This window comes from Pseudomonas sp. MF08817 (genome assembly GCF_059862705.1).
Map to the genome: position 1 here is coordinate 289,417 of NZ_JCBCUY010000001.1, position 24,170 is coordinate 313,586.

26 protein-coding genes and 1 tRNA gene are annotated in these 24,170 nt (G+C 57.0%); 11 read left to right on the forward strand and 16 right to left on the reverse strand.

Annotated features, from left to right (window positions below):
* Positions 1-44: 44 nt before the first annotated feature.
* The 7 genes from hscB to trmJ form a co-directional block, all read right to left on the reverse strand.
* Complete coding sequence (gene hscB, locus AC19YR_RS01315) at positions 45-566, reverse strand: co-chaperone HscB (protein ID WP_095107944.1); 522 nt, start codon at positions 564-566, stop codon at positions 45-47.
* A gap of 8 nt (positions 567-574) precedes the next feature.
* A complete protein-coding gene (gene iscA, locus AC19YR_RS01320) occupies positions 575-898 on the reverse strand; it encodes an iron-sulfur cluster assembly protein IscA (RefSeq protein WP_095107943.1) in 324 nt (107 codons plus the stop codon).
* A gap of 33 nt (positions 899-931) precedes the next feature.
* Positions 932-1,318, reverse strand: coding sequence for a Fe-S cluster assembly scaffold IscU (iscU, locus tag AC19YR_RS01325; RefSeq protein WP_003443374.1), 387 nt, complete (start codon positions 1,316-1,318; stop codon positions 932-934).
* Positions 1,319-1,420: 102 nt separating this feature from the next.
* Positions 1,421-2,635, reverse strand: coding sequence for an IscS subfamily cysteine desulfurase (locus AC19YR_RS01330; RefSeq protein WP_500596835.1), 1,215 nt, complete (start codon positions 2,633-2,635; stop codon positions 1,421-1,423).
* Positions 2,636-2,685: 50 nt separating this feature from the next.
* Positions 2,686-3,177: a Fe-S cluster assembly transcriptional regulator IscR gene (iscR, locus tag AC19YR_RS01335; protein ID WP_095107941.1), complete on the reverse strand. Its 492-nt coding sequence runs from the start codon at positions 3,175-3,177 to the stop codon at positions 2,686-2,688.
* 204 nt (positions 3,178-3,381) lie between these two features.
* Complete coding sequence (cysE, locus tag AC19YR_RS01340) at positions 3,382-4,155, reverse strand: serine O-acetyltransferase (RefSeq protein ID WP_095107940.1); 774 nt, start codon at positions 4,153-4,155, stop codon at positions 3,382-3,384.
* Positions 4,156-4,157: 2 nt separating this feature from the next.
* Positions 4,158-4,928: a tRNA (cytosine(32)/uridine(32)-2'-O)-methyltransferase TrmJ gene (gene trmJ / locus AC19YR_RS01345; RefSeq protein ID WP_095107939.1), complete on the reverse strand. Its 771-nt coding sequence runs from the start codon at positions 4,926-4,928 to the stop codon at positions 4,158-4,160.
* A 145-nt stretch (positions 4,929-5,073) separates the two neighbouring features.
* Here trmJ and suhB point away from each other — a divergent pair, with 145 nt between their 5' ends.
* Positions 5,074-5,889, forward strand: coding sequence for a type III secretion system regulator SuhB (gene suhB / locus AC19YR_RS01350; RefSeq protein WP_095107938.1), 816 nt, complete (start codon positions 5,074-5,076; stop codon positions 5,887-5,889).
* Between the two features lie 66 nt (positions 5,890-5,955).
* Here the strand turns inward: suhB and AC19YR_RS01355 are convergent, their stop codons facing one another.
* The 6 genes from AC19YR_RS01355 to queA all read right to left on the reverse strand — a co-directional run bounded on the left by AC19YR_RS01355 (position 5,956) and on the right by queA (position 12,022).
* Positions 5,956-6,498, reverse strand: coding sequence for a glycine zipper 2TM domain-containing protein (locus tag AC19YR_RS01355; protein WP_095107937.1), 543 nt, complete (start codon positions 6,496-6,498; stop codon positions 5,956-5,958).
* A gap of 117 nt (positions 6,499-6,615) precedes the next feature.
* Positions 6,616-7,530 carry a protein translocase subunit SecF gene (gene secF, locus AC19YR_RS01360; protein ID WP_500596842.1) on the reverse strand — a complete coding sequence of 305 codons (915 nt, stop codon included), beginning with the start codon at positions 7,528-7,530 and terminating at the stop codon, positions 6,616-6,618.
* A 9-nt stretch (positions 7,531-7,539) separates the two neighbouring features.
* Positions 7,540-9,408 carry a protein translocase subunit SecD gene (gene secD / locus AC19YR_RS01365; RefSeq protein ID WP_095107935.1) on the reverse strand — a complete coding sequence of 623 codons (1,869 nt, stop codon included), beginning with the start codon at positions 9,406-9,408 and terminating at the stop codon, positions 7,540-7,542.
* A gap of 63 nt (positions 9,409-9,471) precedes the next feature.
* A complete protein-coding gene (gene yajC, locus AC19YR_RS01370) occupies positions 9,472-9,807 on the reverse strand; it encodes a preprotein translocase subunit YajC (RefSeq protein WP_007956696.1) in 336 nt (111 codons plus the stop codon).
* 44 nt (positions 9,808-9,851) lie between these two features.
* Positions 9,852-10,967 carry a tRNA guanosine(34) transglycosylase Tgt gene (tgt, locus tag AC19YR_RS01375; protein ID WP_032803964.1) on the reverse strand — a complete coding sequence of 372 codons (1,116 nt, stop codon included), beginning with the start codon at positions 10,965-10,967 and terminating at the stop codon, positions 9,852-9,854.
* Between the two features lie 5 nt (positions 10,968-10,972).
* The gene (gene queA / locus AC19YR_RS01380) at positions 10,973-12,022 is read right to left on the reverse strand and encodes a tRNA preQ1(34) S-adenosylmethionine ribosyltransferase-isomerase QueA (protein WP_500596844.1); all 1,050 of its coding nucleotides are present in this window, start codon (positions 12,020-12,022) and stop codon (positions 10,973-10,975) included.
* 108 nt (positions 12,023-12,130) lie between these two features.
* Here queA and AC19YR_RS01385 point away from each other — a divergent pair.
* From AC19YR_RS01385 to AC19YR_RS01430, 10 genes are all read left to right on the forward strand, one after another.
* Positions 12,131-12,215, forward strand: a tRNA-Leu gene (locus tag AC19YR_RS01385).
* A gap of 164 nt (positions 12,216-12,379) precedes the next feature.
* A complete protein-coding gene (locus AC19YR_RS01390) occupies positions 12,380-13,621 on the forward strand; it encodes a tyrosine-type recombinase/integrase (protein WP_500596846.1) in 1,242 nt (413 codons plus the stop codon).
* 279 nt (positions 13,622-13,900) lie between these two features.
* The gene (locus AC19YR_RS01395; RefSeq protein WP_460067287.1) at positions 13,901-14,740 is read left to right on the forward strand and encodes a hypothetical protein; all 840 of its coding nucleotides are present in this window, start codon (positions 13,901-13,903) and stop codon (positions 14,738-14,740) included.
* Positions 14,741-14,840: 100 nt separating this feature from the next.
* Positions 14,841-15,122 carry a helix-turn-helix transcriptional regulator gene (locus AC19YR_RS01400; protein WP_085641060.1) on the forward strand — a complete coding sequence of 94 codons (282 nt, stop codon included), beginning with the start codon at positions 14,841-14,843 and terminating at the stop codon, positions 15,120-15,122.
* Entirely contained in the window at positions 15,119-15,424 is a 306-nt protein-coding gene (locus tag AC19YR_RS01405) for a hypothetical protein (RefSeq protein WP_210554974.1), read from the forward strand. Before AC19YR_RS01400 ends, AC19YR_RS01405 begins: the two co-directional genes overlap by 4 nt.
* A 528-nt stretch (positions 15,425-15,952) precedes the next feature.
* A complete protein-coding gene (locus tag AC19YR_RS01410; protein ID WP_127929667.1) occupies positions 15,953-16,237 on the forward strand; it encodes a hypothetical protein in 285 nt (94 codons plus the stop codon).
* Positions 16,234-16,506 (forward strand): DUF3077 domain-containing protein, encoded by a 273-nt coding sequence (locus AC19YR_RS01415; protein ID WP_500596848.1) that lies wholly within the window; start codon positions 16,234-16,236, stop codon positions 16,504-16,506. Before AC19YR_RS01410 ends, AC19YR_RS01415 begins: the two co-directional genes overlap by 4 nt.
* On the forward strand, positions 16,503-19,421 hold the full coding sequence (locus AC19YR_RS01420; RefSeq protein ID WP_500596850.1) for a DUF927 domain-containing protein: 2,919 nt from the start codon (positions 16,503-16,505) through the stop codon (positions 19,419-19,421). Before AC19YR_RS01415 ends, AC19YR_RS01420 begins: the two co-directional genes overlap by 4 nt.
* A 219-nt stretch (positions 19,422-19,640) precedes the next feature.
* The gene (locus tag AC19YR_RS01425; protein WP_500596865.1) at positions 19,641-20,483 is read left to right on the forward strand and encodes a chromosome segregation protein SMC; all 843 of its coding nucleotides are present in this window, start codon (positions 19,641-19,643) and stop codon (positions 20,481-20,483) included.
* A gap of 313 nt (positions 20,484-20,796) precedes the next feature.
* Positions 20,797-21,162, forward strand: a complete 366-nt coding sequence (locus tag AC19YR_RS01430) for a histone-like nucleoid-structuring protein, MvaT/MvaU family (RefSeq protein ID WP_500596851.1) — start codon at positions 20,797-20,799, stop codon at positions 21,160-21,162.
* Between the two features lie 142 nt (positions 21,163-21,304).
* Here AC19YR_RS01430 and AC19YR_RS01435 read toward each other — a convergent pair whose 3' ends face one another.
* From AC19YR_RS01435 to AC19YR_RS01445, 3 genes are read right to left on the reverse strand one after another with little or no spacing between them, the layout of a single operon-like run.
* Positions 21,305-22,459, reverse strand: coding sequence for a 5'-methylthioadenosine/S-adenosylhomocysteine nucleosidase family protein (locus tag AC19YR_RS01435; protein WP_500596853.1), 1,155 nt, complete (start codon positions 22,457-22,459; stop codon positions 21,305-21,307).
* The gene (locus tag AC19YR_RS01440; protein ID WP_500596855.1) at positions 22,456-22,905 is read right to left on the reverse strand and encodes a hypothetical protein; all 450 of its coding nucleotides are present in this window, start codon (positions 22,903-22,905) and stop codon (positions 22,456-22,458) included. The genes AC19YR_RS01435 and AC19YR_RS01440 overlap by 4 nt, the downstream gene beginning before the upstream one ends.
* Positions 22,905-24,098, reverse strand: coding sequence for a hypothetical protein (locus tag AC19YR_RS01445; protein ID WP_500596856.1), 1,194 nt, complete (start codon positions 24,096-24,098; stop codon positions 22,905-22,907). The genes AC19YR_RS01440 and AC19YR_RS01445 overlap by 1 nt, the downstream gene beginning before the upstream one ends.
* Positions 24,099-24,170: the final 72 nt, after the last annotated feature.

Here is a 24,170-nt window from a genome sequence, read left to right on the forward strand (position 1 = left end):
AGGTCTTATCTGTCTATCAGGCGTGCAACTTGGGCAGCACTGGGTTAATCGTCGAGGCGCTCTTCTAGTTGGCGCACTTCGTAGGTGAGCTTGTCGAGGAACTGCATGCGCCGCATCAGGCGTTCGGCCTGCTCGCGTTGCGCCGCATCATCCCAACAGGCAGCGAAGCTTTCGTTCAGTTCGTCCTGCGCCACCTTGAGGCGACGCTTGAACGTAGCGACTCCGGCCAGGTCGGCGCTGCCCTGCAGATCTTCAAGTTCTTCGCGCCATTGCATCTGTTGCAGAAGAAACTCTGGATCGTGCACCGTGACCTCCAGCGGCAACTCCCCACCGCCCATGGCGAGCAGGTAGCGCGCACGCTTGGGAGGGCTCTTGAGCGTCTGGTAGGCCTCATTGAGGCTGGCGGACTGTTCCAGCGCCAGCCGCTGCTCACGCTCGGTGGCGTCGGCAAAGCGGTCGGGGTGGACGCCGCGCGCCAATTCACGGTAGCGCGTGGCCAACTGGTCGAGGTCCAGGCGAAAACTCGGCTGCAACTCGAATAAAGCGAAATGACAAGGAGTACCCACAAAATGCCTCAGATATTGAAGCTTTCGCCGCAGCCACATTCACCGCGAACATTGGGATTGTTGAACTTGAAGCCTTCGTTCAACCCTTCCTTGACGAAATCCAGCTCAGTACCGTCGAGGTACGTCAGGCTCTTGGGATCGATAATCACTTTCTCGCCATGACTCTCGAACACCTGATCGTCGCTGTTCACTTCGTCGACAAACTCCAGCACGTAGGCAAGGCCGGAACAGCCTGTGGTGCGGACACCCAGGCGAATCCCATCACCCTTGCCGCGCCCGTTGAGGGAGCGTCGCACGTGTTGAGCAGCCGCTTCTGTCATGCTGATAGCCATCGGAACTCCTTACGACTCAAGCTGTGGGGGATCTCAGATCAAGCCTTTCTTCTGCTTGTAATCGCGAACGGCGGCCTTGATGGCGTCCTCGGCGAGTACGGAGCAGTGAATCTTGACCGGCGGCAGGGCCAGTTCTTCAGCCAACTGAGTGTTCTTGATGGTCTCTGCTTCATCCAGAGTCTTGCCTTTCATCCACTCGGTCGCCAGGGAGCTGGAGGCGATGGCCGAACCGCAACCGTAGGTCTTGAACTTGGCGTCTTCGATGATGCCTTGCTCGTTGACCTTGATTTGCAGGCGCATCACGTCGCCGCAGGCGGGCGCGCCGACCATGCCGGTACCGACATCAGGGTCTTCGGCGTCCATCTTGCCGACGTTGCGCGGGTTCTCGTAGTGGTCGATGACCTTTTCGCTGTAAGCCATGATTCTTAATCCTCACTCATCAGGGCCGCTCTTGAGGCCCGGTAAAAACGCCAGCGTTGATCGCCACGTTGTTACAGAACCTGTATGTGGCGGCTTCTTTATTTAGTGTGCCGCCCACTCGATCTTGGAGATATCGACACCGTCTTTGTACATGTCCCACAGCGGCGACAGGGCGCGCAGCTTGGTAACGGCCTCGCAGACTTTCTGCGCGGCGTAGTCGATTTCTTCTTCGGTGGTGAAACGGCCGAAGGTGAAGCGGATCGAGCTGTGTGCCAACTCGTCGTTGCGGCCCAGGGCGCGCAGCACGTAGGAAGGCTCCAGGGACGCCGAGGTACAGGCCGAACCGGAGGAAACCGCGAGGTCCTTGAGCGCCATGATGAGCGACTCGCCTTCCACGTAGTTGAAGCTCAGGTTCAGGTTGTGCGGAACGCGCGCGGTCAAGCTGCCGTTGACGTACAGCTCTTCCAGGCCTTCGACCTGTTTGAAGAAACGGTCGCTCAGCGCCTTGATGCGTACGTTTTCGGCGGCCATGTCTTCCTTGGCCACGCGAAACGCTTCACCCATGCCCACGATCTGGTGCGTCGCCAGGGTGCCCGAACGCATGCCGCGCTCGTGACCGCCGCCGTGCATGGTCGCCTCGAGGCGAACACGCGGTTTGCGGCTCACGTAGAGCGCCCCAATGCCTTTGGGGCCGTAGGTTTTGTGGGCAGAGAACGACATCAGGTCGACTTTGAGCTTGGCCAGGTCGATTTCAACCTTGCCGGTGGACTGTGCCGCATCGACGTGCAGCAGCACACCTTGGGAACGGGTCAGTTCGCCAATAGCCGCGATGTCGTTGATGGTACCGATTTCGTTGTTGACGTGAATCACCGAAACCAGAATGGTGTCGTCGCGCAGCTCTGCGGCGATCATTTGCGGGGTCACGATGCCGTCTTCGCGAGGCTCGATGTAGGTGACTTCGAAGCCTTCACGCTCCAGTTGGCGCATGGTGTCCAAGACGGCCTTGTGCTCAATCTTGGTGGTAATCAGGTGCTTGCCCTTGGTGGCATAGAAGTGCGCGACGCCCTTGATTGCCAGGTTGTCGGACTCGGTGGCACCCGAGGTCCAGACGATTTCACGCGGGTCGGCGTTGACCAGGTCGGCGACCTGGCGACGAGCATTTTCCACGGCCTCTTCGGCTTTCCAGCCGAACACGTGGGAGCGGGACGCCGGGTTACCGAAGTTTCCGTCGACCAGCAGGCACTCACTCATCTTTTGCGCAACACGCGGATCGACCGGGGTGGTTGCGGAGTAATCAAGGTAAATCGGCAATTTCATGGACTTTCTCCTAAATCAGGCTGGCTGGCGTGCCGCTAGCTCTTTGGCTGTCATTCGACGGCGGACGCTTCAATCTTGTCCAGACGCGGCACCTTGCTGTTGCAGCGGCGCTGGTCCTGACGCTGGGCCACCTCTTGCACCTCACGGCGAGTCACAAGATCGGCCAAGCTGATACCACTCAGAAATTCATGGATCTGCAAACTCAAGTCGCACCACAAATGGTGGGTCAGGCAGGTATCGCCGGCATGGCAATCGCCCAGCCCCTGGCATTTGGTGGCATCGACCGATTCGTTGACTGCGTCGATTACCTGGGCTACTTGGATGCCCTGCATATCACGTGATAGCTGGTAGCCACCACCCGGGCCGCGCACACTGGACACCAGGTTGCTACGGCGCAACTTGGCGAAAAGCTGTTCGAGGTAGGACAGGGAAATGCCTTGGCGCTCGGAGATATCGGCCAGGGACACCGGGCCATGCTGCGCGTGTAACGCCAAGTCGAGCATGGCGGTCACGGCGTATCGGCCTTTTGTAGTCAGTCGCATGGACAAGTACCACGGAGTTTCGGAATGAGGGCGAGTATGCAATTCCCGAGTATTTAAGTCAACTATAAGACCTAGTACTTTAGTCAGGATTACCCGCAAAAAGAGCGCGCGAATGATAGCAGGGTCTGCCGGGTAATGGCACACGCCCGACAAGCAGGCACGTCAACTGCCGGTGCCGCGACCGGAAGTCGCGGCACCAACACCTCAGCCGGCCTGATCTTCCCGCCCCTTGACCTCGGCGAAGTCCTCGTCGCGCAGCACCGGTAGGTCCTTGGCGCAGTAGCTGCTGCCCAGTTCGGTCAGGGCGCCACACATACCCTCCAGGCGCCCATCTACCGCTTGCAGGTGATCGAGCAGTTGCCCAATCGCCCGCGCCACCGGGTCCGGCATGTCCTCACTGACCCCATAAGCATCGAAGCCGAGCTTCTCGGCCATGGCCTTACGCTTGGCGTCCTGCTCGGCATCGGACTTGATAATGATGCGCCCAGGGATCCCAACCACCGTCGCCCCGGCCGGTACAGCCTTGGTCACCACGGCGTTGGAGCCAACTTTCGCCCCAGCCCCCACGGTGAACGGCCCGAGCACCTTGGCGCCCGCACCCACGACCACGCCGTCTTCCAGGGTCGGGTGGCGCTTACCCTTGTTCCAACTAGTACCGCCAAGGGTCACACCCTGGTAGAGAGTCACGTCGTCGCCGATTTCAGCCGTCTCGCCAATCACAATGCCCATGCCGTGATCGATAAAGAACCGACGCCCGACCTTGGCCCCCGGATGGATCTCAATTCCGGTCAGCCAGCGACCGAAGTTGGACACCAGCCGCGCCAACCACTTCCAGCCCGAACGCCAGAGCAGGCCGGCCAGGCGATGGATCCAGATTGCGTGCATGCCGGGGTAGCAGGTCAGCACCTCAAAAGCGTTACGCGCCGCCGGGTCGCGATGAAAAACACTCTGGATATCTTCACGCAAACGCTCGAACATCTTTAATCCTTCCGCTTTAGAAGCTCGCCACGGGCCGCTTTCTGGGTTTCCGTGAGGATGCCACGCAATATGTTCATTTCCGCTCGGCTGACCGAGCTGCGCCCGTACAAGCGGCGCAGGCGCGCCATCAAGTGCCGCGGCTTTTCAGGGTCGAGGAACTCAATGGCTACCAGGGTCTGCTCCAGATGCTCGTAAAAGCGCTCCAGCTCATCCATGGTCGCCAATTCACCGCTTTTGGTGGACGCCACTTCATCCTTCTCGACCTTGCTCGGCTGGCCTTGTGCCGCCAGCCAAGCCATGCGCACTTCATAGCTCAACACCTGCACCGCCGCCCCCAGGTTCAGCGAACTGAACTCAGGGTCGGAGGGGATATGCACGTGGTAATGACATCGCTGCAGCTCCTCGTTGGTCAGGCCGGAATCTTCGCGACCGAACACCAGAGCGATTTCAGCACCCTCGCCCGCCTCTTCCACGACCTTGGCACCGCACTCGCGCGGGTCGAGCAACGGCCAGGGGATACGGCGGTCACGCGCACTGGTGCCCAGCACCAGGTTGCAGCCCACCAAAGCATCTTCCAGGGTGGCGACCACTTGCGCATTGGCCAGGATGTCGTTGGCGCCGGACGCTCGGGCGTCGGCCTCGTGGTGCGGAAACAAACGCGGCTCCACCAGCACCAGGCGCGTCAGCCCCATATTTTTCATGGCGCGCGCCACCCCGCCGATGTTCCCGGGATGACTGGTATTGACCAAGACCACACGAATGTTCTGCAGCAAGGGAGGCGCTCTCGGACAAGGGGAAAGGGGGCAAATATTACAGAACAGACTAAGGTTATGCCACGAAAGCGAACGTCGGCCTTCATCTACCCGAACTTTCTGCTAGAATGCTCGGCTTTCTTTAACAACCTTAGGTGACACATCCATGCAGCCCATGCTGAATATCGCGCTGCGCGCCGCCCGCAGCGCCAGTGAATTGATTTTCCGCTCTATCGAGCGCCTGGATACCATCAAGGTCGACGAAAAAGACGCCAAGGACTATGTGTCCGAAGTTGATCGCGCTGCCGAGCAGAAGATCATCGACGCGTTGCGCAAGGCTTATCCAACCCACGCCATCCTCGGCGAAGAAACCGGCATGCACGCCGGCAGCGGCGAAGGTGAAGACTACCTGTGGATCATCGACCCACTGGACGGCACCACCAATTTCCTGCGCGGCGTTCCCCATTTCGCCGTGAGCATCGCCTGCAAATACCGCGGTCGCCTGGAACACGCAGTGGTCCTGGACCCGGTACGCCAGGAAGAATTCACCGCCAGCCGTGGCCGTGGCGCCCAGCTCAACGGTCGTCGCCTGCGTGTCAGCGGCCGTACCAGCCTGGACGGTGCCCTGCTGGGCACGGGCTTCCCGTTCCGCGATGACCAGATGGACAACCTCGACAACTACCTGGGTATGTTCCGCAGCCTGGTCGGCCAGACCGCCGGCATCCGCCGCGCTGGCGCCGCAAGCCTGGACCTGGCCTACGTCGCTGCTGGCCGCTACGACGCCTTCTGGGAGTCGGGCCTGTCCGAGTGGGACATGGCTGCCGGTGCCCTGCTGATCCAGGAAGCGGGCGGCTTGGTGAGCGACTTCACTGGCGGCCACGACTTCCTTGAAAAAGGCCACGTCGTCGCCGGCAACACCAAATGCTTCAAAGCAGTCCTGACGGCCATCCAGCCGCACCTGCCGCCATCGCTCAAGCGCTAAGCGAGCGGGCATAAAAAAAGCACCTTTCGGGGTGCTTTTTTTTGACCTTTTTAAGGCTGGCAGCCTTTACTGCTCGTTCTGCCCCAGGATCAACTGGCCTTCCTTATTGACCGGAATCTGGTTGCCCGGATCGCGATCCATCCGCACCTTGCCTTCCTTGCCATCCAAGGAATAGCGCACATCGTAGCCCACGACCTTGTCGCTGATGTCGTTGACCGTGTTGCAGCGCGTCTGGGTGGTGGTGTAGGTATCACGGTTCTGCATACCTTCCTGAACCTTGTTGCCGGCATAGCCGCCGCCGACCGCACCTGCAACCGTGGCTATCTTCTTGCCATTACCGCCACCGATCTGATTACCCAGCAAACCACCAGCAACCGCACCCAGCACCGTGCCGGCGATCTGGTGTTGATCCTTGACCGGCGCCTGACGAGTGACCGTGACATCCTTGCAGACCTCACGAGGGGTCTTGATTTGGGTCTTGACCGGCTCCACCGCCAGTACTTGCGCATACTCAGGGCCGCTATTTACCAGGCTGTAGGTGGCAACAGCACCCCCGGCAGTCACACCGACAGCACCCAATACCGCACCAACCAGCAACGACTTGTTCACATGAACCTCCTGACTATCACAAACGGGACATGCCCGCGCTTCTCCCAGCCTTGGAGCATAAAAAAAGGCGCGAGTTCAACACTCGCGCCTTTTGCGTACAACCAGGAAAGACGATGCCTACGGGCGCTCGTCCACTTCCTTCTCGGTATTGACTGCGGGGATCAAGTCTTCGGTGCTCAGGTTCAGCCAGATCAGCACCACGTTGGCGATGTAGATCGACGAGTAGGTACCCGCCAACACACCCACGAACAAGGCGATGGAGAAGCCCCACAGGTTATCGCCACCAAACACCAGCAAGGCAACGATCGCCAGCAAGGTGGAGATGGAGGTGGCCATGGTGCGCAGCAGGGTTTGCGTGGTCGAGATGTTGATGTTCTCGATCAGGCTCGCCTTGCGCAGCACCCGGAAGTTCTCCCGCACCCGGTCGAATACCACGATGGTGTCGTTGAGCGAGTAGCCGATAATCGCCAACACCGCCGCCAGCACCGTCAGGTCGAAGGTGATCTGGAAGAACGCCAGGATCCCCACGGTCACAATGACGTCGTGGATCAACGACACAATGGCGCCGACCGCGAATTTCCACTGAAAGCGGAACGCCAGGTAGATCAGGATGCCGCCCAATGCCATCAGCATGCCGAGGCCGCCCTGATCGCGCAGCTCTTCACCAACCTGCGGGCCGACGAACTCGACGCGCTTGACCTGGGCCGGGTTGTCACCGCCCACTTTCTGCAGCGCCTCGGCCACCTGGTGACCCAGTTGCGGGTCTTCGCCCGGCATGCGCACCAGCAGGTCGGTGGTGGCGCCAAAGCTCTGCACCACCGCATCTTCGTAACCTGCGGCAACCAATTGGGAGCGAACCTTCATCACGTCCGCCGGACGCTCGTAGGTCAGCTCGATCAGCGTGCCGCCGGTAAAGTCCAAGCCATAGTTCAAGCCCTTATGGAACCAGCTGAACAACGCCAGAACGGTAAGGACCACAGTGACGCCGAACGCAACGTTGCGAACGCCCATGAAGTTGATAGTACGTAACATGGCAGCCCCTTAAATCCACAACTTCTTGAAGTCACGACCGCCGAAGATCAGGTTGACCATCGCGCGGGTCACCATGATGGCCGTGAACATCGAGGTAAAGATCCCGAGGGACATGGTCACCGCAAAGCCTTTGACCGGGCCGGTGCCCATGGCAAAGAGGATCCCGCCGACCAACAAGGTAGTCAGGTTGGAGTCCAGGATCGCAGTGAATGCCCGGCCGAAGCCTTCGTTGATTGCCCGCTGCACCGTCATCCCGGCCGCGATTTCCTCACGGATCCGCGAGAAGATCAGAACGTTGGCGTCCACCGCCATACCCATGGTCAGCACGATACCGGCGATACCCGGCAGGGTCAGGGTTGCCCCCAGCAGCGACATCAGGGCCAGCAGCAGCACCATGTTCACCGCCAGCGCGACCGTGGCAATGATGCCGAAGAAGCGGTAGATGGCAATGATGAACAGCGACACGAACAACATGCCCCACAGCGAGGCGTCGATACCCTTGGTGATGTTGTCAGCACCCAGGCTCGGGCCGATGGTGCGCTCTTCAGCGAAGTACATCGGCGCCGCCAGACCACCAGCACGCAACAACAGCGCGAGCTCGGAGGATTCGCCCTGGCCGTTGAGGCCGGTAATGCGGAACTGCGCGCCCAGCGGCGACTGGATGGTCGCCAGGCTGATGATGCGTTTCTCTTCCTTGAAGGTCTGCACCGGCACGTCTTTCTCGACGCCGTTGACCATTTGCTTGGTGTAAGTGGTGACCGGACGCTGTTCGATGAAGATCACCGCCATGCTGCGCCCGACGTTGCTGCGCGTGGCGCGGCTCATCAGTTCACCGCCATGGCCATCGAGGCGGATATTCACTTCCGGCGTGCCCTGCTCACCGAAACCCGCCTTGGCGTCAGTCACCTGATCGCCAGTGATGATGAGGCCGCGCTCGATCAACGCTGGAGGACGATTGCCCTCGCGGAATTCAAAGGACTCGGAAGTAGCCTTCGACGCACCCGGCTCGGCGGCCAGGCGGAACTCAAGGTTGGCCGTCTTGCCCAGGATACGCTTGGCTTCAGCGGTGTCCTGCACACCCGGCAGCTCAACCACGATACGGTTGGCGCCCTGGCGCTGAACGATAGGTTCGGCAACACCCAGCTCATTGACGCGGTTACGTACCGTGGTCAAGTTCTGTTTGATGGAGTATTCGCGGATTTCCGCCAGCTTGGCCGGGGTCATCGCCAGACGCAGCACCGCCTGACCGTTGAGGTCGGCCGGAACGATGTCGAAATCGGTGAAGCTCTTACGGATCAGGGCACGGGCCTGTTCGCGGGTCGCTTCGTCAGCGAAGCCCAGCTGGATGGCGCCATCGAGTTGCGGCAGGCTGCGATAACGCAGGCGCTCTTTGCGCAGCAGGCTCTTGACGTCGCCTTCGTAGACTTTCAGACGAGCATCCAGGGCTTTGTCCATGTCCACTTCCAGCAGGAAGTGCACGCCACCGGACAAGTCCAGGCCCAGCTTCATCGGGTGCGCACCGAGGTTGCGCAGCCACTGGGGCGTGGTTTGGGCCAGGTTCAGCGCGACTACGTAGTCATCGCCCAACGCCTTGCGCACCACATCCTTGGCCGGAAGTTGATCCTCTTGCTTGGTCAGGCGGATCAGCCCGCCCTTGCCGCTTTCGGCCAGCGAAGAAGCCTTGACCGTGATCCCGGCATCGGCCAGGGCCTTGCTCGCGCGATCCAGATCAGCCTGGTTGACCTTCAGCGCAGTGCTCGCACCGCTGACCTGAATGGCCGGATCGTCAGGATATAAATTGGGAGCGGAATAAATAATACCGATCGCCAGCACCGCCAGGATCAGTATGTATTTCCACAGAGGGTATTTGTTCAGCATCACGCCGCCCGCTTATGAAGCGGGGCGCCTTGCGCGCCCCGTCGATTGAGTAGAAGTTGAAACTTAGATCGCTTTGAGCGTGCCTTTAGGCAGCGTGGCGGCAATAGCGCCTTTCTGGAACTTCATTTCCACGGTATCGGAAACTTCCAGTACTACGAAGTCATCCGCAACTTTGGTGATCTTGCCGGCGATACCGCCAGTGGTCACAACTTCATCACCCTTCTGCAAGCTGCTCAGCAGGTTCTTCTGCTCTTTGGCGCGCTTGGCCTGTGGACGCCAGATCATCAGGTAGAAGATGACCAGGAAACCGACCAGGAAGATCCATTCAAAGCCACCACCCATAGGGGCGGCAGCCGGTGCAGCGGCGTCAGCCATGGCATTAGAGATAAAAAAGCTCATTTAGCACTCCAGTTGCAAAATTAGTGTCTTGAAAGGTTGGAAACTCAGTCCAGCGGCGGCACGGGAAGCCCGCGTTTGGCATAGAAGGCATCGACAAAGGCGGCCAATGTACCCTGTTGAATAGCCTCGCGCAAACCAGCCATAAGCACTTGGTAATGGCGCAAATTGTGGATCGTATTCAACATGCTGCCCAGCATTTCGCCGCACTTGTCCAGATGATGCAGATAGGCACGGGAGAAGTTCTGGCAGGTATAGCAATCGCAGGTCGGATCCAGTGGCGAATCATCATGGCGATGGAACGCGTTACGGATCTTCAGCACGCCGGTATCGATAAACAGATGCCCATTGCGGGCATTGCGGGTTGGCATCACGCAATCGAACATGTCCACACCGCGGCGCACACCCTCAACCAGATCTTCCGGCTTGCCAACACCCATAAGGTAACGAGGTTTGTCAGCTGGCATCAGCCCCGGCAGGTAGTCCAGCACCTTTATCATCTCGTGCTTGGGCTCGCCCACCGACAGCCCGCCAATGGCCAGGCCGTCAAAGCCGATCTTGTCCAGGCCCTCAAGCGAGCGCTTGCGCAAGCTTTCGTGCATGCCGCCCTGGACGATACCGAACAGCGCCGCCGTGTTGTCGCCATGGGCATTCTTCGAGCGCTGCGCCCAGCGCAGCGACAGTTCCATGGAGATCCGCGCCACGTCTTCATCGGCCGGGTACGGCGTGCATTCGTCGAAAATCATCACGATGTCTGAGCCCAGGTCACGCTGGACCTGCATCGACTCTTCAGGCCCCATGAACACCTTGGCGCCGTCCACCGGTGAAGCGAAGGTCACGCCCTCCTCCTTGATCTTGCGCATGGCGCCCAGGCTGAACACCTGGAAACCACCGGAATCGGTGAGGATCGGGCCTTGCCACTTCATGAAATCGTGCAGGTCACCGTGCTTCTTGATGACTTCCGTGCCCGGGCGCAGCCACAGGTGGAAGGTGTTGCCCAGGATGATCTCGGCGCCCGTGGCGACGATGTCCCGCGGCAGCATGCCCTTGACCGTGCCATAGGTGCCCACCGGCATGAACGCCGGGGTCTCGACAGTGCCACGCGGGAAGGTCAGGCGACCGCGACGGGCCTTGCCGTCGGTGGCCAACAGTTCAAATGACATACGACTCATACGGTTTCCTCTGGGCCGCGCGGCGCCGGATTACGGGTGATGAACATCGCATCACCGTAGCTGAAAAAGCGGTACCCCTGCTCGACCGCCGCCGCATAGGCAGCCATGGTCTCGGGGTAACCGGCGAACGCCGAAACCAGCATCAAGAGCGTGGATTCGGGCAAATGGAAATTGGTCACCAGGGCATCGACCACATGGAACGGCCGCCCAGGGAAGATGAAGATATCGGTGTCGCCACTGAACGGCTTGAGCACACCGTCACGGGCCGCGCTCTCCAGGGAACGCACGCTGGTGGTACCCACCGCCACCACCCGGCCACCACGGGCGCGGCACGCCGCCACTGCATCCACTACGTCCTGGCCGACTTCCAGCCACTCACTGTGCATGTGGTGGTCTTCAAGGCGCTCGACACGCACCGGCTGAAAAGTCCCCGCCCCCACGTGCAGGGTCACGAACGCAGTCTCTACGCCCTTGGCCGCAATCGCCGCCAGCAGCGCCTGATCGAAATGCAGCCCCGCCGTCGGCGCTGCCACCGCCCCCAGGCGCTCGGAATACACCGTCTGATAACGCTCGCGGTCAGCGTCCTCGTCCGGGCGGTCTATATAAGGAGGCAAGGGCATGTGCCCGACGCGGTCGAGCAACGGCAGCACTTCTTCGGCAAACTCCAACTCGAACAGCGCATCGTGACGCGCCAGCATCTGCGCCTCGCCACCGCCATCGATGAGAATCTGCGACCCCGGCTTAGGCGACTTGCTCGACCGCACATGGGCCAGCACGCGATGGCTGTCCAGCACCCGCTCCACCAGAATTTCCAACTTGCCGCCGGACGCTTTCTGGCCAAACAACCGCGCCGGAATCACCCGGGTATTGTTGAACACCATCAAATCGCCCGGGCGCAAATGCTCAAGCAAATCAGTGAATTGACGGTGTGCAAGGGCGCCGCTGACCCCATCCAGGGTCAACAGGCGACTGGCATGACGCTCAGCCAAAGGGTGGCGGGCAATCAGCGAATCAGGGAGTTCGAAAGTAAAGTCAGCAACGCGCATGATGGGGTTCGTCTAGCAGGGCCGGGAAGTCTAGCGGAAATAGCGAAAATAGACCACGAAACCTGATTGACCAACGGTATTCACCTCTCTATACTTCGCCGCCATTGAGCCCTGATGGCGGAATTGGTAGACGCGGCGGATTCAAAATCCGTTTTCGAAAGGAGTGGGAGTTCGAGTCTCCCTCGGGGCACCACATAGCAGTATCTGAGAGTCTCTACCAGCCTCTCAGACCCAGAGAAACCGGCCACTTGGCCGGTTTTTTTGTGCCTGTCTGTCTCCCCCTGTCTCCCCTTATCCGTTGTATCCCTGTATCCCTGCTTGTATCCTGAGAAAAATACCGAACTTTGGGATACAAGGATGAAGCGCGCAGACATCAAGCGCCGCCCTCTCGCTGACACGACACTTGCGGGATTGGAGCCGGAATCAAAGGAATACAGGGAGCTGGACGGAAACGGCCTCTACTTCAGGGTTAAACCTGATGGTGGTAAATCTTGGCAGCTCCGCTACAAACGTCCGGCGGGCAATTGGGCTTGGATGGGGCTCGGGGGTTACCCGGAAGTTAGTGGCGCGCTGGCAAGGGACAAAGCTGCCGATCTACGCAAAGTAGTGAGTAGCGGTGCCGATCCCCTTGAACAAAAGCGATCCGCGAAAGCTGCTATCGATGCCGCCAAGACCCGAACCTTTCGAGCTGCCGCTGATGCCTGGCTGAAGGCAAAAGAGGAAAAGGGTCTCGCGCCTTCCACCCTCAACAAAATCCGCACCTACCTCGACAAAGACATACTCCCGGCACTGGGAGAAAAGCCTCTAGACGAAATCACCCGTACCGACTGCGCGGAGCTCCAAGCATCCATCGAAGCCCGGGACGCACACAACGTGGCGGAAAAGTGTCGCACTTGGATCAATCAGATATTCGGGCGAGCCATCGGTTTGGGCCTCACGGAAAACGATCCGGGCAGTCGACTACGAGATATTGCAGCCCAAGCTCCGAAGACTCAGCAACATCCCCATTTACTTGAGCCTGAGTTGTCAGAGTTCCTCCAAGCACTCAAAAACACTCCCAGCAGGCTGACGGCCCGGACCGCAGCATGGCTCTGTATCTGGACCGCATCTAGACCGGGCATGGTTCGGTTAGCTGAATGGAAAGAGTTCGACCTTGATAAAGCGTTATGGACGACGCCTGCCGCCAAGATGAAGATGCGCAGAGACTTTGTGTGTCCACTCCCTAAGCAAGCGCTTTCCGCTCTCGAAGAACTTCACTGCCTCACAGGTCGCAGTCGCTGGCTGTTCCCTGGGGTGGGCGCTAAGAATCCAACGATTAGCGAGAACACCATCAACAAGGTCTTCGCGACGGTTGGTTACAAAGGTCGCTTGGTTGGTCATGGTACTCGTCACACCGCCAGCACTCTGCTCAGGGAACATGGCTGGCCAAAAGAGCATGTCGAAGCGCAGCTTGCTCACAAAGAAGAGGGAATATCCGGGGTATACAACAAGGCTCAATACCTTGAGCACCGGGTGAAGATGATGCAGTGGTATGCAGATCACCTTGATGCGTTGGCAAGCGAAAAGGTGATCAAGGGACAATTTGGAAAAGCGGTATGAATGCACTTATCCATACCACCTTCAAAATCCGTGTAACAAGTGTTACTCATGTAACGATGCCGGCCAAACACCCGGATTCATTGGCTTTCAATCCCGTTACACTCTTGCACAACCTTCCGAACATGCGATGTAACGCACGCCGTTTGTGTAACGTCAGAATAAGCCACTCGCATGCTGCGGGCCAAAGCTCCTCAAGCTGGGCGAGAGCGCAAATATCGCTGGATACGCATCCAACTCTCAGGGCGAGGGATATAGCGTTACACGGAGAGAACCATGGGCATGATTGATACGCACCCAATCTTGCACTCGGCGTTAACCGCTGGCTTGATTCAATATCTCTCAGAGCAGCCGCTATACGAATTCTGCAATGAACAGATCACTGACGTGTGCGAGCTGATCAATCAGTGCTGCATTCGCATCCAGACCGGCGACATCAGCAGCGACATGAGCAGCATGTGCATCCAGACAACGATGCATGAGGAGGCTATTTTTCAGTACGCCTCAACCGACAAAAAAAACCGTCTCGCGCATTGGGTTCGCCAATACAGCAAATGTCATTCCGCATCGGAACGCGAGACATATGCCGCCTACGTCATGGCCTGCGCAGTAAAAGCGCTTAGCGCCTTAGCTGACTGGATGCGCTCCACCGAACAAGAGGCTTGGTCGCATGTCGCCGAGCCTCCGACGGATTGGCCGTGGGATCTTTATTGTCAGGTTGTGGAAAGGCAGGTCGATCCTAACGAACGTGTTGAGGCACTGGACCAGTACGTGCTGTTTTTGGAGCCCATAACATCCTTACCCTGCTTGATCAGTGACGAACTGACCCCAATCGCTTACAGGGCAATCGAGCACGCTATCCGCACTAAGGGCGGCATCATCAGCGGAACGGAACGGAACGAAGAAATCGGCGCACGGGATACAGCAATCATTAGGCAAGGTCGACACTACGTGGCTAGCGGAATGTCACGGCGAAACGTGACCACGGCGGTTCACGCCTGGCTGGAACGGGAGGTGTCCAAACCACTCAAACAGCGCGCTGAGTGGGTGACAATGGAAACCGAAAAAGCGCTAACCCGCAAAAGCGTGGAGGGAATCCTCAAGCGCAATTTTGTGGTGTGACCGATATTTCAATGTCCTTTCAAATGGAAGTGAACTGCTCACCGCCGACCAATTTCTAGACCATTGCTCTCGTTGTCCAAATCAATCGAGAGCAATACCTATGAACACCTCTGTCACCGATTTTCCCCGCAAGACTCCCGCCAACGCCGCCTCACTTTTTGATGCCGCTTCAACTTTAATCCGCATGCGAGAAGTGGAAGGCATCGTGGGGATGAAGCGTTCGACCATCTACAAACTGATGCAGCGCACCGACTGCGGCTTTCCGCAGCCCGTCAAACTGAGCAACAGCAACGCACGCGGCGCCCCTGTCGCATGGGTCCTTTCCGAAGTTCAAGCGTGGGCGCGCAGCCGCATCGAGGCGCGTGATCAGGTGGCTGCATGAGCCACAAGACTGAAAGCAACGCTTTGATGCACCCCTTTTCCGTGTTGCGTCGAATCGGTTTCTCATCTCGCGTCATGCAGCGTCTTGAACGCTACCGCAGCCAGCAGGCAAGGCAAGGTCGCGTTGTCAGCGTGCTCAGCTGGGCCGACGGCACTTGGTGCGCCCTCTCCCTCCACTGCGAAAAGACCGGGGCCGTTGTCGTCGACGAAGGCCAGCAGGTCGACGCTTACGAAGACGCCCGCTCCATGCTCAGCGGCGGATTTTTGCCCCTTCTCTCCCTGCGCTGGGAAGCCCATGCCTGAAACGAAAACGCCTCCGGGAGCGATCCGGAGGCGTTGAGGTCAATCTACATGCACGAACAATTTATGCCGCACCTGAAAAAACCGCAAGCCATCAGCGCAGTTGCACTTTGGAAAAACGGACGTTACTCTCTGACCGTCGCTGCAAATTCAGCGACCGGGTTTGGCGACCCGAGATACTTGGCGCACAGGCGCCCCAACCGACAGCAGGCGCTTTTTTTGTGCCCGCCGTTTCGTGTTATGGCAGCTGTGCGTGGGAGACCTTCGGGTCTGCCGGGTTCCAAGTTCCCGGTTCGCCAACCTGCGCACAGCTGCCACCTTAAATCGTTTGGCGACGATCAGTGGCAGCTCCATCCTCAAACTTGGAGCGTCACCCATGCCTGCACTCAATCCGTCCAAAATTCGCGCCGCTGCACACCGTGCAATGGCTCTCGCCGCTTTACACGCCAACTCCAGCCTCGCTACACGTATCTCACGTTACAACGCTCACATGGCCAAAGCCCGCGCACTCGAAACCGCAGGCGGTGCCCAATGAACAACGCCCTGAGTTTTTCGCTGCCTGAAGACCTGCTTTGCGTGAATCCAAAAGCAGAAGCCGGTGTGCCCATCGACGCCATCACCTGCGCCATCGATCGTGCCGACTCAGTGTTGACCTTGCTTGAAGATCACTTCGAAAACGAATCCTCGCGCCTTGCCAATCACGTCATCGCTGCCGTCCTTTGGGACGTGCGCGGCACTCTCGGCCTGATCAAAACGTTGGCCATGCACGGCGATAACACCTCCACACCTGCTGTGCAAAAAGGCGGTGCGCTATGAGCACTTCCACCACACCGGGCCACGCCACTTTTTCTCGCGTCAACGCCACCGACCTCAAGCTGTTTCGCGTCAATGCCGGCGTGCCAGTCGAAGACGCACTGGAGATGGTGTCGCTGCTTCAGCATCACGCGAATCAACTCAATTTCGACGCAGCCATGAGTGACAACGGCGAGCGTTTCAGTTGGCCCGCTCTGTACCTGGGCGAGATGGCCAAAGCGTTGATCGATGACATCAACGACGCGCTGTTTCTGCCGAGGGCTGACACATGAGCCAGCGCCCGAACAGCACCGCGAAACGTCCAAGCTTCGCCGACGTGAAAGCCGCCGCGCTGAAAGACATTGATCGTGTCTTGTCGCATTGGCTGCCCAACGGCAAGCATGTGGACGGCGGCAAGGAATACACAGCCCCGAATCCTACCCGCAGCGACAAGCGCGCCGGTTCGCTCAAGGTCAATTTGAACAAGGGCACCTGGGCAGACTTTGCCACCGGCGACAAAGGCGGCGACCTGATCGATCTGGTGCGTTATCTGGACGGCGGCACCGATGTTGAAGCCTGCCACAAACTGGCGGACTGGCTGAACGTTTCGCCCGGCGCTGCCCAGATGAAAGCGGCACCAAGCAAACCCAAGGCGCCGACATGGAACGCCATTCAGCCGATCCCGGCCGAGGCCATGAAGAAGTGTCCGACCAAGCATCGCGATCACGGCGTACCGTCCAAGGTCTGGATCTACCGCGACCCGCAGGGTCAGCCCCTCATGGCGTTGTATCGCTTCGACCTCGGCCCGGATGAGGACGGCAAGCCGAACAAGGTCTTTGCGTCCCTGACGTGGTGTCAGCGCGCCGATAGCCAAACCAAACAATGGCGCTGGCAGGGTCTACCGGATCCGCGTCCGCTGCTACGCCTTGATGAACTGGCCCAGCGCGCTGACGCACCAGTGGTTCTGTGCGAAGGCGAGAAAGCTGTGGATGCCGCCGCCGAGTTGCTGCCGGACTACGTGGCCACCTGCTGGCCGAACGGCTCCAACTCCTGGCATAAGGTCAACCTGATGCCACTGAAGGGACGCGACGTGGTGTTGTGGCCGGACAACGACGACAGCGGTAAAGCCTGCATGGCCACCGTCGCTGAAAAGCTGCGCGAAATCGGTGCCGCTTCGGTCCGAGTCATCGCGCTGGAGGTGTTCAAACGCAAGCCGACGCTGAAGAACGACCGCGCCGCGTTCGCAAAAGGTGGTCAATGGGATGACGGCGACGATGCCGCCGACGCGCTCGCCAAAGGCTGGACCGCCGGCCACTTCACCGCGCTGGAAAGCGGCGGTGAGCTGTTCGGTGTGATCGAGGAAAAGCCGATCGTTGCCCAGGTGAAACCCGAGTTGGCACCAGAGCCGGAACCGAAACCCAAAGCAGCAGCCAAGCGTCCGGCAAAATCGAAAAACGACCTGATGCCCGGTGGCTTTCGCCTGACGCCCGAAGGTGTGTTTTATGCCGGCGATGACGGTGAAGCACGCCCGGTATGTTCGCCGCTGGCAATCCTTGCGCGTACCCGTGACGAGAAGGGCCACAACTGGGGCTTGCTAGTTGAGTTCGACGACCCCGACGGCACCAAGAAGCGTTGGAACATTCCGGCGCGCACCATGACCGGCGACTTCGGTAAGGACGTGCTCGGCCCTCTGGTGGACATGGGTTTGCGTCTGGCCGGCAGTCGCTCGGGGCGGAACGCACGCAACGATTTGCAGAGTTACCTGGGCGGCTTCGACAGTGCGCAACGTGCGCGCTTGGTCACTCGTTTGGGTTGGCATGACAACGCCTTTTTGTTGCCCGAGCAGCAGGTCGGCATGCACGCGGAACACCTGCATTTCTACGAGGCCGGCGCGCAGCTTCCGCCGATCAGCGAAGCGGGCACGTTGGAACAATGGCAACAGCAGATCGGTGCGCTGTGCATCGGCAACCACCGTTTGGCGTTTGTCGTCGGCGTGGCCTTCGCCGGCCCCCTGCTACACATGCTCGGCCACGAATCGGGCGGCTTTCACCTGTACGGCGACAGCTCCGGCGGCAAGACTACGCACCTGCAAGTTGCCGCCTCGATCTACGGCGGGCCGCGTCTGGTGCGCTCGTGGCGCTCGACCGACAACGCGCTAGAGTCGATCGCTGCCGCGCATTCCGACGGGCTTCTGGTGCTCGATGAAATCGGCATGTGTGATGCCCGCATCATCGGCGAGACGGTGTACATGCTCGGCAACGGCACCGGCAAGGCCCGCGCCAATGATCGAGGCCAAGCGGGCCGACAGGTGCAAGAGTGGCGCTTGCTGTTCCTCTCCACCGGCGAGAAGACCTTGGCGCAGCACATGGCAGAGGCGAACAAAGAGCTGAAAGCGGGTATGGAGGTGCGGATGCTCGCCGTCCCAGCCGATGCCAGCAAGGGCCTTGGCATGTTCGACACGCTCAACGGTTTCGAAGATGCGGCAGCCCTGTCCGACGCACTCAAAGCCCGCGTGGCGAACTACTACGGCACCCCACTCACCGCCTTTCTGACCGCGCTGTGCGAACCCGGCAAGCGCCAAGGATGGGCAGTCATTCTGCGACGTACGCTGGAAGGCTTTATTGCCCAAGCGCTCCCCGCCTCTGCCAGCGGGCAAGCACACCGTGCCGCCGCTCGCTTCGGCCTTGCAGCGGCCGCCGGCGAGCTGGCCACCGCGATGGGCATCACCGGCTGGCCGGACGGGACGGCCACCACCGCCGCTCGGGTGTGCTTGAACGCATGGCTCCACGAGCGCGGGGGCGCCGGTAACTTCGAGGGCGATGCGATTTTGGCACGGCTGCGCCAGGTCATCGAGCGCTTCGGCGAAAGCCGCTTCACCCGCTGGGAGTCGGCGGCGGCCAAGATCGACGAACACGGCCCGCGCACCATTGACCGCCTCGGCTTCCGCAAAACGTTGGAGCACGGCATGGGCGACACCATGCACACCACCAACACCTATTACGTGCTGCCCGAGGCGTGGCGCTCCGAGATTTTCCGGGGCATGAACATCAACGCCGTGAACAAGGAGCTGTTGCAGCGCGGCGTGCTGGAGCCGGCCAGTGATGGCAAGGCATCGAGTCTAGTCCGCCTGCCCGGCCTTGGGCCCCAGCGCTGCTACATCGTGAAGAGGATTCCGGGAACGGACGAGAGCGAGGCTCGGGCTGCCTGAAGGCACGTCCGCTGATCGAGGTAGCGCCGGCTTATTCCCGGCCTCGCCAGCCGCTCATTGAACCCAAACCCATTTTTTGAAGGAACAAGACTGATGAACGAACTCCAAGCTTCTACCGAACAACACGAACTGCTGGCCAGCCGACAGACCGCCGGGCTAGCACAGCCGGTTTCGGACAGCACTGCCGCGACCGGTCATTGCGACAAGAAGCAACGGTTGATCGATGAGATCAACCAATTGACCGCCCAACGCGACAAACACCTGAACGACGCTGAACAGCACCACGTGAAGATGGCGCCGCTGGAGGCGCTATTGGAAGGCGACGAAGTCATCGAGGAGGAACGGCTGACCGAAATCCGCAACGAGCACAGCAGCCTGAAAGTTCCTTACGACGCCAGTAAGCACCGTGCCTGGCTGCTCGATGCGAAGATCACTCGCCGCGAGAAGCTGCTCAATCATGAAACCCTGATGGCGGGTTACACCGGGTCGATGGCGAACTGGAAAGCCGACGAACAAGAACTCAACGAAAAACGCGACAGCCTCAGCACCCGCTTGGCGCAGATCCAGCAGCAAGCCGAAGAGGACATGACCAAGGCCCGGCAAGCCGAAACCGATGCCGCCACCGCCTACGCGCAGGCCGTGGCCTGGGGCGATACCGAAGGCGAAAAGAACGCCAATGCCGACGCACAAAAGGCCGCGAAAAACCTCGCGACGGCGACCGAACACAATCGGCGTCAACACCTGATCATCACTGCACTGGAACAGGAGCTGGCCATCGTCGACCAGCACATTGCTGAGGCGCAAAGGGAATACGGTTCGATCCAAAAAACAGCGATGTTCCTGGCCCGCACAGTGCTGGAGGAACAATGGAACGAACAAGCGCAAGCGCTGATGGAGTTGGGCGGCAAGCTGTGGAATGTACAAGGCATGTTGGGAGGGGAACACCTCAGCCTGATGAAGCTGGTACTTCCACAAGAAGGCGAAGACTTCCACAGCTGGACCTGGCGCGAGCTGTTGGATCGATCCGGCAAGTACAGCGTGCAAGACATCCTTTCGCTGTAGGGCATTGAGCCACCGAAACAGCCTGCGCAGGTAGGCTGTTTAACCTCAACAGGCTAAAAAATGATCATTCAATTTGACCTTAGAAACACCCCCAACTGGAAAGACCTACTGAAAGCACGAATAGTCTCCTTAACGGAAATGCTGGAGTTCGTGGACAAACCTCCCATAAAAACGAAAGTCGAGATTCTCACGGTAAAATTGATCAAGGCAGAGATTATTAGCATTAAGGAGTATCTGAAGCTGCCAGAATAGTGCTGAACTTTTGAGCCGCACGAACATTCAAACTGTCATTAAACAAACATAGGAAACAAGCATGTCCAAACTTGCCGAATACCGCCAGCTGGAAAAACACCTCGCCGAGCAGCTCCAAGCACTGGAGACGATGAAGAGCGACGGCGCACTGAAAAAAGAGATCGAGTTCGAGACCAAGCTGCGAGAGCTGCTGAATCAGTACGGTTTCAGCCTCAAGCACATCATCAACCTGCTGGATCCACAGAGCACGAAGCGAGCATCAACGCCAGCGGCAGCACCTGGCAAGCGCAAGCCTCGCGAGCTGAAGGTCTACAAGAACCCGCACACCGGCGAGGTGGTTGAAACCAAAGGTGGTAATCACAAGACGCTGAAAGAGTGGAAAAACCAACACGGTGCCAACGTTGTCGAGAGCTGGCTAAACCGGTGAAAATTAACAAAGGGCCTCATAGAGGCCTTTTGTTCAATGAATAGAATCTAATGGGTCAGGCAAAACCAATACTAACGATATACAACTATGCTACCCTTCTAAAAAATACAAATTGACAGGCACGAACATAAACGCTCAACGATTAACAAGTTTCATATTCACTCTTAAAATAGCTTTGAATTGCTTTCAACAAAAACTTCGCGGAAACATATGATCCATAATCATGAATATCATCATTCTTATCGTCATCACATAAATCTACAACCGCCTTCGCACACAAGCATACCGGCTTACTTACCGATAATTCAGCCGCTCTTTGCACGGCAAAAACTTCCATATCAAGCCCACTAACTTTTCTGTGAGTTTTCTCAATCTGATCCAAATATGTCTTATCAGCAATCACCGCCGACCCACTTGTAAAGAAACCCAGTTTTGGATTGGATGGTTTCATAGGTCTACTACCTCGATGCCCGCTCTCAAGCTCCACTATCAGATTTTCGTCATCAAGAATTTGCTGTATAAGCGTCACAAAACTCGGTTCAGTTTGCACCTGATATGGCTCATTCTGAAAACCATCAGTTGACCACTTACCACTTTGGTACTCATAAGCCATTCTCGAAACGAGGAGCTGTCCCAATTCAGCGTGTTTACTGAACCCTCCACATATACCACTCATGCCGACCAATTTAGGTTTGTATCGATCTATACATGTAGCTGCCAGTATTGCAGCATTAACCAATCCCATTTGCGGGAGTAGAATAATAGACCCCTTCTTACCTTCAATTTCAAAATCCCAGCAACTTACGCCACCTCTGTTTACCGGTTTTCCGTCAACCAATACTATATACGGCTTTCTCTCAGCATGCAGAGCACAGAAAATCAGAAAATCCATTCGAATATTCTTCTTAAGCTGAACAAGCAAATGATTGAGTGTAGACTTCCATCCAGCCACATTTTTATAGTCAGCTAAAATACATCCTCGAGCTTCAAACTCAGCTCGCAACTCCGAAAAATCATCTGGATAAGAACTAATAGCTAAAAGCAAGGCATCATCTTTTCCAGCTTTAACAATGGCCTCGAGAATAGCCTTACCATTTGCAATTGCAGTACCATCATCGAAACTTGGAACTTTAAAATCTATTATAAACAACCCAACCTCTTCAGAACTCAGGCTTCCAGCGAAGTCGCTCATATTCTTCGCTCGAACAACATCACTTACAGAAACACCCTTTTCCAGCAAATGACCTTCAATATTATTATACTTTGCGTCATCATCTTCAATAATCAGAACCTTCATTTCTTCAACCTCAAAATTGACGTAATTTTCTGCAAAGTAGGCTTAGACTTATAGGTATAAAGAATCGCACCTATTACATTTTGACTATACTTGCTCTTAATAACTTCCATTGAATTCTTTAACTTGACCTTCACACCAGCGATAAAGAAATCAGGATACTGAGTAACAATTAAAATATCAGCCGTCTTCTTATACGCTTTCAAAGCACGCAACACTTCAACCCCGCCCTGCGCTTGGTCATGCCCTTTTTTATTATCACCTGAGCTCTCGCCAAATGTTGACAGTGCCATGTCCAATATTATCAAATCATAATCCACGGCCTTTACTTTAAGAACAGCGCTATTCACGCTATCAACTATATCCGGTAAAAAACCGAAAACTTCGTTAACGCATCCATTTATTTCATCCCGTTTATGAACCTCATCCTCCACCAGTAATATATTCATTACACCACCCCGACAGCAGAATCATCACTTACGGTTTCAGAATGCAATGTAAAGCCTAACTTCAACTCTCTACGCTGATCATTCTCAACGCATCTCACTGTATGTTTCGACTCGCTTTTTCGCGTTATAAATTTTACTTTCTTAATCCCTGTATATCCTTCGGTGACCATATCAATTCCGTTTTCTTCGGAGCGAATAGCTTTATTTATACGATCTTTTGATATTTGGTATTCACTTGGATCAACCGTTGAGGCGATATCAACTGAAACTATATCCAAAATATCATTACTATCAGCCTTCGTGGCCGAAACATTAACTACAACAGGAGCACCATCCTCTCCATGAATAACCGCGTTCTGCAAGAGAACGGCTATGCAGTCATACAGCCTGTGCACACTTATCCCCGTATACTTATTCTCTAAACCATCACCTGAATATTCCACAACCTTTTGCCGATTTAGATCAAAAAGAATAACCCCACACAGCTCACGAACAGAAGCGGAGATAAATCCAGTTTGAGGAACCCTGAACCAATCCGCTACTTTTTTGAACACACCACTTACCGCCTCGTGCAGCTCTATTTTAAATTGCTCTTCCATACTGCCAAACGTTCCGGAAAACTGTTTACCAATGCTGCTAGTAGCCTCCTGGAGCAGTTCTGTTTTTATAAATCTTGCAGCATTTTCAAGCTGAGGCGAAATTTGTTTCCAACAAAAAGAAACTACGAGATCATTCAGCAATTGGCTTCCTGTAGCGCGTAAGCTGCTAGAGAGTATCCTTATATTTTCTCTCGTTGCCGAATCCTCCAGATTCATATTCGCATTAAACAATGACGTAGGCGACTTAAACTGAAGATGCTCTCGCCTTAACTTGTCTACAATTTCTTTATATTGCGCAATCCATGCATTAACAGTCCTCTTCATTCCAGGACTAGTCATCAGCATTCGGTATTCCTGTTTATTTAATACCGCATCCACTGTTTCCGTTGTAACTCCGTCCAGTGTGTTATGTCTAATGCGCCGACCGAGATAGGACTCAATGCCAAACTCTGTATTCAAACAAAATTGTTCAAACGCATCCTTGGCTATCTGAGAAATAAGATGCTCACTTTGATCATTCAAAGTTATGAAATATACATGGCGGTTGCAGGATCTGAGTGCAACACGGTTATTGAATTGAAGCGGGAGCATCATGCCGCATCACCACGGCTTCTTGCATCACTTCGCCCATCACCTCGATCGGGCATTTGAAGTCGAAGCGTTTGC